The organism is Streptomyces bikiniensis (assembly GCF_000716625.1).
GTDB classification, from domain to species: domain Bacteria; phylum Actinomycetota; class Actinomycetes; order Streptomycetales; family Streptomycetaceae; genus Streptomyces; species Streptomyces bikiniensis.
Map to the genome: position 1 here is coordinate 1 of NZ_JNXJ01000127.1, position 414 is coordinate 414.

Annotated in this window: 1 rRNA gene; it reads left to right on the forward strand. The window is 57.5% G+C overall.

The features are described from left to right. Positions 1-90, forward strand: a 16S ribosomal RNA gene (locus OO47_RS33050); the annotation flags it as partial. Positions 91-414: the final 324 nt, after the last annotated feature.

Consider the following 414-nt stretch of genomic DNA (forward strand, 5'->3'; position numbering starts at 1 on the left):
GGGAGGGAGCTGTCGAAGGTGGGACTGGCGATTGGGACGAAGTCGTAACAAGGTAGCCGTACCGGAAGGTGCGGCTGGATCACCTCCTTTCTAAGGAGCGCAGCACCGATTGCGAGCAAACGTCTCGCACGGTCAGCTCATGGGTGGAACGTTGATTAGTTGGCACAGTCGGTATCCGAAAAACCGTTAGTACTGCTTCGGCGTGGAACACGGGATTTGAGGATCGGACTGTGCCTGGCACGTTGTTGGGTGTCTGAGGGTACGGCCGTATGGTCGTCCTTCAAGGATGCCGGCCCCAGTGAACCTGATCGTTCTGGTCAGGGTGGTGGGTGGCTGGTCGTTGTTTGAGAACTACACAGTGGACGCGAGCATCTGTGGCCAAGTTTTTAAGGGCGCACGGTGGATGCCTTGGCA